At 63.6% G+C, this 12,867-nt stretch carries 12 protein-coding genes; 11 read left to right on the top strand and 1 reads right to left on the bottom strand.

The genetic code is table 11. The annotated features are described in order from the left end of the window. Positions 1–102 precede the first annotated feature (102 nt). From A5775_RS18475 to A5775_RS18430, 11 genes are all read left to right on the top strand, one after another. Positions 103–1,653, top strand: a complete 1,551-nt coding sequence (locus A5775_RS18475; RefSeq protein WP_067255557.1) for a nitric oxide reductase activation protein NorD — start codon at positions 103–105, stop codon at positions 1,651–1,653. A gap of 22 nt (positions 1,654–1,675) precedes the next feature. Beyond that, positions 1,676–2,470, top strand: a complete 795-nt coding sequence (locus A5775_RS18470; protein WP_067255554.1) for a CbbQ/NirQ/NorQ/GpvN family protein — start codon at positions 1,676–1,678, stop codon at positions 2,468–2,470. 17 nt (positions 2,471–2,487) lie between these two features. Beyond that, positions 2,488–2,616 carry a hypothetical protein gene (locus tag A5775_RS26080; protein WP_255362120.1) on the top strand — a complete coding sequence of 43 codons (129 nt, stop codon included), beginning with the start codon at positions 2,488–2,490 and terminating at the stop codon, positions 2,614–2,616. Then, a complete protein-coding gene (locus A5775_RS18465) occupies positions 2,613–3,338 on the top strand; it encodes a hypothetical protein (RefSeq protein ID WP_067255551.1) in 726 nt (241 codons plus the stop codon). The genes A5775_RS26080 and A5775_RS18465 overlap by 4 nt, the downstream gene beginning before the upstream one ends. Positions 3,339–3,351: 13 nt before the next feature. Beyond that, positions 3,352–3,768: a hypothetical protein gene (locus A5775_RS18460; protein WP_067255548.1), complete on the top strand. Its 417-nt coding sequence runs from the start codon at positions 3,352–3,354 to the stop codon at positions 3,766–3,768. Continuing rightward, positions 3,765–4,817: a dihydrodipicolinate reductase gene (locus A5775_RS18455; protein ID WP_067255546.1), complete on the top strand. Its 1,053-nt coding sequence runs from the start codon at positions 3,765–3,767 to the stop codon at positions 4,815–4,817. The genes A5775_RS18460 and A5775_RS18455 overlap by 4 nt, the downstream gene beginning before the upstream one ends. Positions 4,818–4,831: 14 nt before the next feature. Next, positions 4,832–6,064 carry a cytochrome P450 gene (locus A5775_RS18450; protein WP_067255544.1) on the top strand — a complete coding sequence of 411 codons (1,233 nt, stop codon included), beginning with the start codon at positions 4,832–4,834 and terminating at the stop codon, positions 6,062–6,064. A gap of 62 nt (positions 6,065–6,126) precedes the next feature. Next, a complete protein-coding gene (locus A5775_RS18445; RefSeq protein WP_067255542.1) occupies positions 6,127–6,546 on the top strand; it encodes a hypothetical protein in 420 nt (139 codons plus the stop codon). 58 nt (positions 6,547–6,604) lie between these two features. Then, complete coding sequence (locus A5775_RS18440) at positions 6,605–7,627, top strand: SDR family NAD(P)-dependent oxidoreductase (RefSeq protein ID WP_082953071.1); 1,023 nt, start codon at positions 6,605–6,607, stop codon at positions 7,625–7,627. 74 nt (positions 7,628–7,701) lie between these two features. Beyond that, positions 7,702–8,775 carry a dihydrodipicolinate reductase gene (locus A5775_RS18435; RefSeq protein WP_067255867.1) on the top strand — a complete coding sequence of 358 codons (1,074 nt, stop codon included), beginning with the start codon at positions 7,702–7,704 and terminating at the stop codon, positions 8,773–8,775. A gap of 92 nt (positions 8,776–8,867) precedes the next feature. Further along, a complete protein-coding gene (locus A5775_RS18430) occupies positions 8,868–10,094 on the top strand; it encodes a cytochrome P450 (RefSeq protein WP_067255541.1) in 1,227 nt (408 codons plus the stop codon). Between the two features lie 162 nt (positions 10,095–10,256). On the opposite strand, the gene A5775_RS18425 is transcribed toward A5775_RS18430, so the two are convergent. Continuing rightward, a complete protein-coding gene (locus A5775_RS18425) occupies positions 10,257–12,863 on the bottom strand; it encodes a sugar epimerase family protein (protein ID WP_067255539.1) in 2,607 nt (868 codons plus the stop codon). Positions 12,864–12,867 lie beyond the last annotated feature (4 nt).

The following is a 12,867-nucleotide window of genomic DNA, read 5'->3' as shown; positions in this document are numbered from 1 at the left end:
CCGCGTGGGGCGGCACCGGCCTGATCATCTGGTTCTGGTACTGGCTGTTCTCCAACATCGGCACGTTCTGAGCCGGGGTCCGGGGAGAACGGGATTGGATCGATGACTGAGCATTCCGACGGCCACGCCATGGCGCTGGAACGCAGTTGCGCGGTGACGGCGGTCGCACTCAGCGACCAACGCCGCGAAGGCGTTCGGCTCGTCACGGGCGAGCGGCGGAACTTCGGATTGAACGCGGCGCTCACGTTCGTCCATGTCCCCTATCCCACCCCCTTTCGCGCACAGTCCGATTGGACACGCAGAACCCTGACCTGCGGTGTGGCCCTGCAGTGTTCGCCATCGAAGGAACGCGTCACCGAATATCGCCTGGCCGAGCTGTCCGCTCGTGAACTGCGTGCGCTCACGCTCGTCGAAGGCGGCGTTGCGCTCGGCTGGATAGCGTCGCGGTGGCCCGGCCTACTCCCCGATGTCCAACGACTGCTCCCTCAAGTCCACGCCGAGGCCGCTGACATGGACGTCGCCCAGATGCTCAACCGGGCAATCGCATTGGCGGCCACCAACCAGGAACTGACGGTCCCCCCGCTTTTGGGCGCCTTGCCGCTGGCCTACACGACGCCGCAAGGCTTGACCGACAAGCTGCGACGCAGCTTTGGCCGGATGCCGTGGACCACCACACAGAAGCGCCTTCCGCGACCGTACTCGGTTCCGGTCGGCGGCGATGGGGGTGTCCGCAATCCGAACTTGCCGCCGCCGAGCCGGCCACAGGACAACGATCTCGACGTCACACCCCAACACCGGCCCGGGATTCCCTATCCCGAATGGAACATGTGGACACAGCAATTCATGCACGACCACGTCGCCTTGATTGAGCGGGCCGAGCACGCCGACGGCCGACACCTCCGCCGGCCGGTGCCGGTGGCCGTCGACGTCCGCAAGTGGTTCGAAGAACACACCCACCGTGCGATGACCAACCGCCTCGAAGACGGCTCCGACCTCGACGTCGACCAATACGTCGACCACTACATCGACCTGACGACCGGCGAGGCCAAGGAACCGAGGGTGTTCCGCGACCTGCTGCCCAGCAGCCGCGACGTCACCACCGCGGTGCTGCTCGACGGCAGCTCGTCGTTAGGGGTGCACGGCGGTCGCGTGTTCCAGCTGGAATTGGCCTGCGCCGATGCGCTTTCGCGTGCCATGACGCTGGCGCGCGAACGCCATGGTGTTTTCGTGTTCACCGGCAACACCCGTCATCGGGTCGAGGTGCGGTGCCTGAAGGACTTCGAAGACCGCCGGTTCGTGCCGCCGAGCGGGCTGGGTCTGGCCACGCGCGGCTACACCAGACTCGGTGCGCCACTTCGCCATTTGACCAACCGGCTGCTTGCCCAGGCCTCCGAGCGGCGCCTGCTGATCGTCATCGGTGACGGGCTGATCTCCGATGAGGGCTACGAGGGCCGATACGCCTGGGCCGATGCCGCGCACGCCGTCGAGGAGGCCAACGAGGCCGGAGTATCGATGTATTACGTGGGCGTCGGGCCGACCCGGGTCGACCCACTTCCGGAGGTGTTCGGGCCGCGGCGGTCGCAACGAATCCGACGCATCGAGGAATTGCCCCGGGTATTGGCCCATGTCCATCGCGAACTGGTCGCAGCCTGACCGCAGACCACCTGAGGAGAAGATGACCACCGACACATATTTCGCCAACGGCAACGAAGTTCAGCTGTTCGAGCAGGCCTTTCAACGGCGCCTGCCGGTGATGCTGACCGGTCCAACCGGGTGCGGCAAAACCCGGTTCGTCGAACACATGGGTTCGCTGCTGCAACGGCCGGTGGTGACGATCAGTTGCCACGACGACCTCACCAGCTCCGATCTCGTCGGCCGCTTCATGGTGACCGGTGGCGATGTCGTCTGGACCGACGGACCGCTGACCCGTGCCGTCAAAGCCGGTGCGATCTGCTATCTCGACGAAGTCGTCGAGGCTCGCCACGACTCGCTGGCGATCCTGCATTCGCTCACCGATCACCGTCGGTCGCTGTACCTCGACCGCGCCGGCGAGGTGGTGAAAGCCCCCGAAGAGTTCATGCTGGTGTGTTCGTACAACCCGGCCTATCGCAGCTCGCTCAAGGAGCTCAAACCCTCGTTCCGCCAACGGTTCGTCACGCTGGCGATGCAATATTTGCCGCCCGACCGCGAAGCCGACGTGATCGTCGCCGAATCCGGAATCGCCCTGGCCACCGCCCAGCGGTTGGTGGGGTGCGCGTTGGCGATCCGTACCGCCGACGAAGCCTTCCACTTCGAACCGCCGTCGACCAGGGTGCTGGTGACCGCCGCTCAGTTGATTGCCGCCGGCGCAACCGAATTGGACGCGGCCGACGCGTGCATACTCGCGCCGCTGAGCACCGATGGCGCAGTCACCGACGGTCTGCGTGAAGTCGCGGCAGCCAGCCTGGCCACCTCGAACAGTTCGCCTTAGGGAAAGGAGCAACCGGCATGGACCGACAGGAGGAGAAGCGCAAAAGGGCGCTCATCATCTTCCAAATTTTCATCTACGGCTACCTGCTGGCGATGTTCGGCATTCAGCTCTACATGTCGTTCGCGCGGGGGTGGTGGGATCTGTGAACGTACCGCTGCTGAAACGCAATTCGGGAGGTAAGCCGAACCGCACAGACGGGTCGCTCGGCCTCGAGGATCACCACGACCAATCCCGCCTAGCTCAGCGTCGTGCCGACCAGTGGATGATCGTCGGCGCGGCCCTGATGGGCATGTGGGCTCCGGGCCTGATCGGGTTCCCGATCTTCATGCGCGGGGTGTTCCTGCAGCGGCAAGCCTTGCGCGCCGGCCTCTCGGTGCGGCCGATGATCGTGACCCTGATCGGCTATCTGGTCCTGATCGACGGGATGCTCAACAGCCTGGGCTGGGCCCTGGACCTGGTCGCCAACCACACGTTGATCAACCGGGTGCTGATGGTCGGGTGGGGCAACATGTTCGACGCCGGTTATTTCTGGCATTACAACGAGCTTTGGATCGGGGGCTCGGCGGGGCCGGGCGAGAAGGCCTATGTGGCGGGGCTGATCCTCACGGTGTTCTCCATGCGGGTGGCCGCGGCGATCGGGTTTCTGCAGATGAAGCGGTGGGGTCATCAGTGGATGGTCGTCACCTGCTGGATGGGCGTGGTGATCTGGTCCGCCTATGTGTTCAACATGACCATGTTCGCCGACGTGCGCTACGCCGGTGTCGTGTTCCCGGTCATCGGCTGGTGGCTCTACGACATCTTCTACATCACCCCGTTCCTGGCGATCCCCTATCTGCACACCGTCAATCGCGAAATCTTCTCCGACTAAAAGGAACAGCGCCATGACCGCACCGACCACCGAAGACAAAGACCCGGCCACCGATCTCGAGCCGGGGACCACGCCGTACTACGCGCGAATGCATAAATGGATCAAGCGTGCCGTGTTGGTGTGCCTGGTGGCGCTGGTGGTCGAGGGCGCCTTCACGCTGCCGTTCATGGCGGTCTACTACGGCTACCCGACGTTGAGTCTCACCGAGGTCTGCAGTGAACTGCTCAAGATCCGGTACTCCAACGACACTTTGGAGTGCAAGTACCCCTACCCGCCGTTCGGGCCCCCGGAGGGCGCCGAAGGCAAGGCCACCGCACAGGACGTGTGGGGCATCCAGCCGATACCGAAGTACCACAGGCTCGGATTCCGCGAACTCGTCAGGATCCACGACGAACGACTCGCTCGTCAACACGCGGCGCCGCACCCATGACCTATCGCGTCGTCCAGTGGACTACCGGCAATGTGGGCAAGAAGTCAGTCCACGCGATCGCCGAGAATTCGTTACTGGAACTCGTCGGCTGCTACGCATGGTCTCCCGACAAGGTTGGCCGTGATGTCGGTGAGCTGTGCGGCATCAAACCCTTGGGCATTCCGGCAACCGACGACGTCGATGCGCTACTGAACCTGGAGCCGGATTGCGTTGTCTACAACCCGATGTTCGCCAGTGTCGATGAAGTGACCCGCATCCTCGAAGCGGGGATCAACGTCGTGACCACATCTGAGTTCATCACGGGACACCAACTGGGCCGTGACCGCGAACGGATCAGCGACGCATGTGCGCGCGGGGGCTCGACCATCTTCGGTAGCGGCATCAACCCGGGGTTCATCGAGCTGTTCGCGATCGTCACGGCCGGTATCTCCGACCGGGTGGACCGAATCTCTATTGTCGAATCCTTCGACACCACCATTTACAACTCTCCGGCGACGGAAATACCGATGGGTTTCGGCTATCCGATCGACCAGCCTGATCTGCACGCGATCACCGAGAAGGGATCTGGCATCTTCCGCGAGGCGGTCCTGCTCATGGCCGACGCTCTCGGAGTCGAACTCGACGACATCCGGTGTGAAGCCGAATATGCGTACACCACAGAGGATCTAGTGCTGCCTGGCGACTGGACCATCAAGCAGGGTTGCGTCGCTGGCATCGACGTCCGGTGGAAGGGAATTTTTGCTGCGCGCGAGGTGGTCGAGGTTCGCGGCGTGTGGACCAAAGGTCAATTCCTGGAACCGGCTTGGTCGACGACTTTCGGTTACACCGTGACGGTGGAGGGCCGGCCAACGATCAAGAGCACCCTGAGTTTCGAGCCGCCAGCGGACTTTCAAGGCCAATCGATCGACGACTACATCATGCTCGGATTGACCATCACCGCCATGCCGGCGATCACCGCGATACCCGCCGTGGTCGCCGCGCCCCCCGGCATCGTCACCTACAACAACCTGTCCCTGCTGCTTCCGCGCGGAGTACTGGCGCGCAACTGAAAGGACGTGCGCAAGTGACCACCGCCACCGATGCGCCCAACATCTTCGAGGCAGGACTTCCGGCTCTCGAGTATGAGGTGACCGAATCGCCGCACGCGGTCCGCGACCGGATTCGAGCGGCACAGCAGCGGGCACCGATCGCCATCGGGCCGCTCGGTCCCGAAGTGCTCTCTTACGACCTATGCCGAAATCTTTTGCGCGACACCCGATTCGTGGTCCCACCCGGCCTTCATCTGAGCGCGCAGGGAGTGACCTCAGGACCACTCTGGGACAGGGTCGTCGGGAGCATCATCTGCGCGGAAGGCGCCGAACACCATCGGCTGCGCACCCTGGTATCAAGGGCGTTCACGCCGCGGGCAATCGCACGTCTGGACGAAACGATCGGCGACGTGATCAACGAGCTGATCGACGGCGTTGCCGCCGCGGGCCGCTGTGACATCGTCACCGATATCGCTAGGCACTATCCCATTCCCATCATCTGCGCCCTTCTCGGTGCGCCACGCGCGGATTGGACACACTTTGAACGATGGGCCGAAGCCATCTTCAAGATGGTCAACTTCTCGGTGAATCTGGTCGAAGAAATGCCCTCCGTCCTTCGGGGCTGGGCCGAACTCGACCTCTATGTCGACGAGATGGTCGCCGAACGACGACACCATCTGACTGACGATCTGCTCTCCAATCTCATTCGTGCCGAGGACGATGGCGACCGCCTCAGCGCCGACGAACTGCGTATGACGGCGGCCGGATTATTGCTCGCGGGAACGGATACCACCCGCAATCAGGTGGCCGCTTCCGTGCAGGTGCTGCTCGATCACCCCGAACAATGGGCGTTGCTACGCGAGCATCCCGAACTCGCCATGTCTGCGGTCGAGGAGAGCATGCGACACTCACCCGCCGTGTGCAATACGGTCCGTACCGTGAACGAGGACGTCGAGTTAGGCGGATACACCTTCCCCAAGGATACTTACATTTTTGTGAATTCCTTTGCCGCCAACCGTGATCCCGCCACCTACCAGGATCCCGAGCGCTTCGACATCTCCCGCAAGGGGGCCCCGGCGATATTGACCTTCGGTGGCGGCGTGCACTACTGCCTCGGCGCAAACCTCGCCAGGCTCGAGCTCGCTGAAGGGCTCAGGATCCTGTCCTGCCGGATGCCCGACGCCCGACGCGTCGGGCCGGCGCCGTGGAAACCGATGCTCGGCATGAGCGGACCGACAACCCTGCCCATCGAGTTCGGCCCGCGATGACCCGCCCGGGCCGCGTCGTCCGTCTCCCCGACCCCTCTCTCAATTCTGCCCGGAGGTCGCAGATGAATGATTCATCGTCGCGGTTGCATCACGTCGTGTTCGCCGTGTCACGCGAACAACATGACGCCGTAGGACAATTGCTGTCCGAGTTGGGCTTCAGCTTCGAAAAGGTCGAGCTCGACGAACTCGGGATCCGCGTGCTTCTGGATTGGAATCGAGGCATCGAGCTGATCAGCCCGAACCCGGGCTCTACAGCTGAAGTTGCGACGTCGGTAACCGACTTCCTGGCGAGTCACGGCAATGGCATTTTCACGGTAGTGCTCCAAGTACCCGGAGCGTCGGAGGCAGAAACCATTGCCGAGCGCTATGGCTCGACCACCCGCTTCCGGCAAGGCTTCGAGGGCGACGGCAACTATCTCGATGAGATCGACTTGTCGGTGTTCGGCTTACCACTGACTTTCCTGTCGACCAACCTGCCGTGAGGGGCTAAAAGATGTCACGTACCAATCCCGCTCTCACACAAGTCGTCTAAGGAGTGCCATGAGTGAACTTCGGTTCGACGGCCAAGTCGCCATCGTTACTGGCGCTGGCGGCCAGGACCCAAGTCTGGGCCGCTCCCACGCCACCCTGCTCGCCGAGCGGGGAGCCAAAGTGGTGGTCAACGACCTTGGTGTCGGTCCCGACGGGCGGGGGATCATGCGGGCGAACGCAGAGCAGGTCGTTGAAGAGATTCTCGCTGCCGGCGGCGAGGCGGTTCCCGATCTGCACAGCGTCGCCGAGGAAGAAGACGCGCGCAAAGTAGTCACAACCGCACTGGACACCTGGGGACGGCTGGACATCCTGGTGAATAACGCCGGTGTCTGCTTCATGGCGCGTTTCGACGAGATCTCTAGTGCCGACATCCGCAACATCATCGACGTGCACCTGATGGGCACCGTATGGATGTGCCGGGCGGCGTGGCCGCACATGCGCGAGGCAGGGTACGGACGGATCGTGAACACCACGTCCGGCGCGATGTTCGGGATCGAGAAGCTCTCTATCTACGGTGCGGCCAAGAGCGGCATTTTCGGATTGACCCGCGGGTTGGCCGTGGAGGGTGCGGAATTGGGGATCAAGGTCAATGCATTGGGACCGGCCGCCAACACTACCGCGATCCGCCACTTCAATGAGACGTCACCGTTCACCGAATTGATGGAAAACCACTTCCCTACCAAGCTGGTCTCGCCAGCTGTCGCGTACCTATCTCACCGGTGTTGTGAGCTCTCCGGAGCCAACCTCGAAGCCGCCGCCGGAAACATCGGCTTTCGCGTTTTCGGCCAGACGGCGGGATACACCGATACCGATCTCACCGCCGAGAAAGTGCGGGACAACCTCTCGACGATCGCGGACAAGAACACGGCGACGATGATCCCGGACCCGGGCGAATTACCCGCCGGACCTACCGGTGCGGCCCAACTCGGCGCGGTGCTGAAGCCCTATCACCCACTCGAACCGTTGCGAGCCAAAAGCATTCGCGAGCCACTCGCGAGACAAACCCAGCTCCACGACCAGGAGACATCGTGACCGTGGCACCGCCGTTGCGGGTTGATCACCGATGAAACCAATGAACCGACTCCAAGGAAGGCCCGACCGTGACGTTGAGGCATAGCGAGCAGTCCCCCCTTCGGGTTGTTCAGTGGACCACCGGGAGCGTCGGCAAACGGTCAGTGCGGGCGGTCGCCTCGAACCCCACATTCGAACTGGTCGGGTGCTACGCCTGGTCGCCCGACAAGGTCGGCCGCGACATCGGCGAGTTGGCCGGCATCGAGCCGCTTGGCGTAACGGCGACCGACGACGTCGATGCGCTCATTGCGTTGCAGCCCGACTGCGTCATCTACAACCCGATGTGGCCGGATGTCGACCTTCTCGTCCGCCTACTCTCGGCTGGGATCAACGTGGTAACGACGGCCGCCTTCATCACCGGTCACTCCTTCGGCGAAGGTCGTGACCGCATCATCGACGCATGTGAGCGCGGTGGCTCGACCATCTTCGGCAGCGGCATCAACCCGGGATTTGTCGAGATGATGGCCGTCATGTCATCCACGATCTGCGATCGGGTTGACAAGATCACGATCACTGAGTCCGGAGACAGCACCCTGTACGACTCGCCGGCAACCGAAATGCCTGCGGGCTTCGGTCAACCCATCGACAACCCAGACCTGCAGGCGATGACGGCGGAAGGCACACGGGTATTCCGCGAGGCATTACTGATGATGGCCGACGCGTTGGGTATCGAGCTTGATGACGTGCGATGCGAAGCCGAATACGCGCAAACCACAGAGGACCTCGATCTTCCCGGTCCGTGGAGAATTGAAAAGGGCTGTGTTGCAGGAATAGACGCGCGCTGGCGAGGGTTCGTCGGCGACCGCGACGTCGTCGAGATCCGCGTCAGGTGGCGCAAGGGTCAGACGTTGGACCCCGACTGGAAGATGGACACCATGGGGTATGAACTGGAAGTCCAAGGACAACCCACGGTCAAGACCTCGATCCAACTACTCCCACCACCGGACTTCCCGTTCGAAACCCTGGCCGACTTCATGGTGCTGGGCATGATTATCACGGCCTTGCCCGCTGTCAATGCGGTTACTGCCGTGGTCGCAGCTGCGCCAGGCATCGCGACATACAACGACTTGCCGCTGACGCTTCCGCGCGGCGTAATGAGTTTCAAATAGATGGCGTGCTGGCTAGATCCCGAAATCAGCTGGCCCTTTCCGACTAGCGCCGTGCCCCGACTACCGCTGCGAATTCTCACAAGGGAGACATCATGACCATCGGCACCGCAAAGCCGAGTGTCTTCGACGCTGATCTACCGGTACTGAACTACGACGTCACCGACACGCCTCAGGAAATCTATCCACAATTTCGGGCTGCTCAGCAGGTGGCGCCGATCGCGCTGGGTCCGGTCGGCCCGGAGGTGCTCTCCTACGAACTTGCTCGAACCGTGCTCGGCGACCCGCGTTTCGTAATTCCTCCAGGTATTCACCTCACCGCTCACGGCGTGACGTCAGGTGAGCTATGGGATCGCGTCGTTGCCAGCATCCTGTGCATGAACGGCCCCGAACATCGTCGGTTGCGCAGCCTGGTGTCGAGGGCATTTACGCCCCGGGCAACCGCGGGCATGGACGGAACCATCCATGCCGTCATCAATGAACTCACCGATGCCGTTGTCGCGGAGGGCAGTTGTGAGTTTGTCGAGCAAATCGCGCGACCCTACCCTATTCCAGTCATTTGCGCTCTGCTAGGCGCGCCACGGGAAGATTGGCAGCTGTTCTCGAAATGGGCCGAGGACATCTTCAAAGTGGTCAGCTTCGATTGCAATCTCGCCGAAGAGGAGCCAAAGGTTCTGAAGGCCTGGGATGCTTTTGATGAATACGTCGACGAGATGATCGCTGATCGGCGTAAGGCGCTGACAAACGACCTACTCTCCGAACTCATCCGGGCGGAGGATCGCGGTGACCGCCTCGATGCCGGTGAAGTGCGGATGCTGGCGTTCAGCATCCTACTAGCCGGAACCGACACCACCCGAACGCAATTGGGGGCCTCGATGCAGGTATTGTGCGAGCACCCAGAGCAGTGGGTGTTGCTCCGCGACAATCCGGAGCTCGGAATGAATGCCGTCGAAGAAACCATGCGCCACTCCCCGTCGATGTGCAGCACCCTGCGCAGCGTGACCGACGACGTCGCGGTCGGCGAGTACACATTCCCGGCCGGCACGTTCATCATCGTGAACACCTATGCAGCCAATCGAGACCCGTCTATCTACGACGACCCCGCGCGTTTCGACATCACGCGCAACGATCCGCCGCCCATCTTGACCTTCGGCGGTGGAGCTCATTACTGCCTGGGCGCAAACCTTGCGAGGCGAGAACTCTCCGAAGCGCTCAAGATTCTCTCACGCCGCCTGCCGAACCCACGGTGCACCGAAACACCGCCCTGGCGACCACTTCTCGGCATGAGCGGCCCCACCCGTTTGCACATCGAATTCGACTAGCGCGATGAGTCGTTAGTTCGCTTGAAAGGCGCTGCGGCTCACCGAACGTGTGGGATATGGATGAAAAACGAAGGCAATTCGCACCTAATCCCCACATTCGACCCAGTCCTGTCGGCCTCAGAACGCCAAACCGCACCGGTTCCGCACTTCTGACTCAGGACGCTAGCTCGGTAGCGTATCTTTGGCGTCGAGCACTCTGATCTCCCCCGTGCTGCCGTCGACTTCGACAAGCGCGCCCGGCGGTAACACCCGAGTGGCGCCCTGAACGTCGACCACACAGGGGAAACCAAATTCGCGCGCCACCACGGCGGCGTGTGACATCGGGCCGCCCAGTTCGGTCACCACCGCCGCGGCATAGCAGAACGCCGCGGTGTATCCGACGTCGGTGACCTCCGCAACGAGGATCTCGCCGGGCTGTAGCTCGTCGATGGTATCGGGGCGCACGATGCGTACCCGTCCGCGAACCCGTCCGCCGCACACCCCGACCCCGCGCAGGCTATCCCCGCCGGCAAGCGCGGGTGACGAGGCCGCGGTTGGCTGCCAGCTTCCGCTGAACACCGTCGGCGGAGCCACCACGACCAGGCGGCGTTGTTCCTCCCGGCGCCGGGCCACCACGCCCCCGACATTCGCCGGTAGCGAATCGAGCTCGTCGACAAGCAGATAGAAGACGTCATCGGCGGCGTCGAAGACGCCCGTCTCGACGGCCCTACGCCCATACTCGCGCAGCAGAGTTCGCAGCACCCAGTTCGCCCGCACCACTTTGTCGCGGCGGACTTCGCGGTCCCGCAGTTGCTGCGTGGCCAGCGCCGCAATAGGCTTGGCCCGCAATGGAATCCGGGTGCGCTGCGGCTCCGGCGCGGCCGGCGCGCTCATCGCCCTGGTCACCATCCGGACCAGCAACTCAGGATCGTCGGCGTAGCTGGTTGACAGCATCTCGAGCTCGGCCGGACCACGATGCCCGATCAGCGCCAGCTCGGCCCGCAGCGCGGCATGGAATTCCGGTGCCTCGACCGCCAGCTTGTCCAGCCGGTCCCCCGGTTCTGCCAGCAGCGCCGTCACTTTGGGATCGCGCTGCGCGGCGAGCACCAGCCGCTGCATCGCCTCGACCGAACGCGCGCTGACCAATTCCGGTCCGGCGGGCGCGGCGGTGTCTCGCCCACACAAACCGCGCAGCAACACATTGAACGCCGCACACAACAGGAATGAGCCGGCCGCCAGCACCCAGCCGTGCACCACCTGGTCCCGCGCCAACGAGATGAGGCTCAGCAACCGACGATCGTCGAGCCGGGTCAGATCGCCATCGGTCAAGCGCTCCAGGCGATCGACATCTGCAACGAATTCGCGGGTGTCCAGTGGCGCGCCCGCCGACAGACCGATCAGGTTGACGCCGAATACCCCGATGTTGCGTATGGTCCGCAGTCGCCTTCGGATACGGCTGGTGTCGGAGCGTGGACGCTCCTCACCGAAGATCGGCAGGGCCGCCATGCTCGGGCCGAAGAACCCGCTGCTGCTCACCACCGTCGTCGGCTTCACGAAAGGCACCGTCTCAGCCATGAAGTGCGCGGTCGTGATGGCGCCGTACAGCCGGTGGGCGAACACCGCGACCATGCGCATCGCAATTTCGCGCTGGATCATCCCCCCGGGCCGTAACCGCTCGGCGACGCACACGGCGCTGGCCCGCAGTCCGCGCACCGTCGCCGACGCCGACGCCGGCGAGAACGGGCCGGGGAGCGCCTCGGACAAGTTCGTGGCCAGGAACGTGGGAAAGCGAGGGTCGATGGGTGTGTCGAATTCCCCGTTATCTCCCGCTGCGCCCGCCAAATTGGGTTTCACCCCGTCGTTGCTCGGCGCGTCGACCGCAGGGAGGTCCTGGATGTTGGCCAGCCGCCAGGGCAGCGATACCACCCGCTTGCCCACCGTTAGCCGGCCGCGCACCGCCAGCGCAAAATCGTCGACACATTCGCCGGATTCCCACGCCGACCGGAATCCCCACTCTTGGCGCAACCGTGAGATGTCCATGAGTGGAGCACCCTGCGCCAGTTGCAGCTCCGCCGGCGCGAAGCCCACCCGCACGACCGGGCGGTGGAGCGTCGCGGCGATCTGCCGGAGGGTCACCTCCCCGGGAGCGGCGAGATTTACCGGGCCGCTGTCGATTCCAGCTTCCACGATCGCCCGGTTGAATAGCCGCAGCGCGTCGTCGAGGTGGACGACCTGCATGCGGCGGTCACCCGACCGGGTGGGAAACGCCGGTAGCGCCAACAGCCGACGCACCCAGTTGTCGACGCTTCGGCCGAGGATCAGCGCGGAGCGGATCGCGATCCATTCCACGCCCGATTCCGCAAGCAAGTGTTCGGCCCGGGCCTTGAATTGGCCATCAACGCTCACCGGAGTTATGGCGTCATCTTCGGTCTTCGGCGTATCTCCCCCGCCGTAAACGTGCGCCGACGACGCGAAAACGATCCGCCTGGACCCGGTCCCGGCCATCGCGTCGAGCACGTTGCGGGTGCCGCCGATGTTGACCTGGCGACTGATGGGGTCGTCGTGTCCGCGACTCGTCGCCCATGCGCAGTGCGCGACGACTTCGGCGCCGGCCAGGGCGCGGTCGACCGCGGCCGCATCACGGATATCGGCGTCGACGAAGTCGGCTGCGCTCGGCCAGCTTTCGGGGCGGTGACGGGCGATGCCGACGACATCGTGGCCCTGGGTGAGCAGCCGCACGGCGAGGCCGCGGCCGAGCACCCCGCTGGCCCCGGTGACAGCAATCCTCACTGAA

This window comes from Mycobacterium sp. 852002-10029_SCH5224772, from assembly GCF_001667315.1.
Taxonomy (GTDB): Bacteria; Actinomycetota; Actinomycetes; order Mycobacteriales; family Mycobacteriaceae; genus Mycobacterium.
The sequence above is the reverse complement of the archived record's forward strand: the minus strand, read 5'-3'. Positions and strand labels throughout refer to the sequence as shown.

Coding starts and splice junctions, on each gene's coding strand:
- A5775_RS18475 (WP_067255557.1), top strand. CDS start 103: ATGACTGAGCATTCCGACGGCCACGCCATGGCGCTGGAACGCAGTTGC.
- A5775_RS18470 (WP_067255554.1), top strand. CDS start 1,676: ATGACCACCGACACATATTTCGCCAACGGCAACGAAGTTCAGCTGTTC.
- A5775_RS26080 (WP_255362120.1), top strand. CDS start 2,488: ATGGACCGACAGGAGGAGAAGCGCAAAAGGGCGCTCATCATCTTCCAA.
- A5775_RS18460 (WP_067255548.1), top strand. CDS start 3,352: ATGACCGCACCGACCACCGAAGACAAAGACCCGGCCACCGATCTCGAG.
- A5775_RS18455 (WP_067255546.1), top strand. CDS start 3,765: ATGACCTATCGCGTCGTCCAGTGGACTACCGGCAATGTGGGCAAGAAG.
- A5775_RS18445 (WP_067255542.1), top strand. CDS start 6,127: ATGAATGATTCATCGTCGCGGTTGCATCACGTCGTGTTCGCCGTGTCA.
- A5775_RS18440 (WP_082953071.1), top strand. CDS start 6,605: ATGAGTGAACTTCGGTTCGACGGCCAAGTCGCCATCGTTACTGGCGCT.
- A5775_RS18430 (WP_067255541.1), top strand. CDS start 8,868: ATGACCATCGGCACCGCAAAGCCGAGTGTCTTCGACGCTGATCTACCG.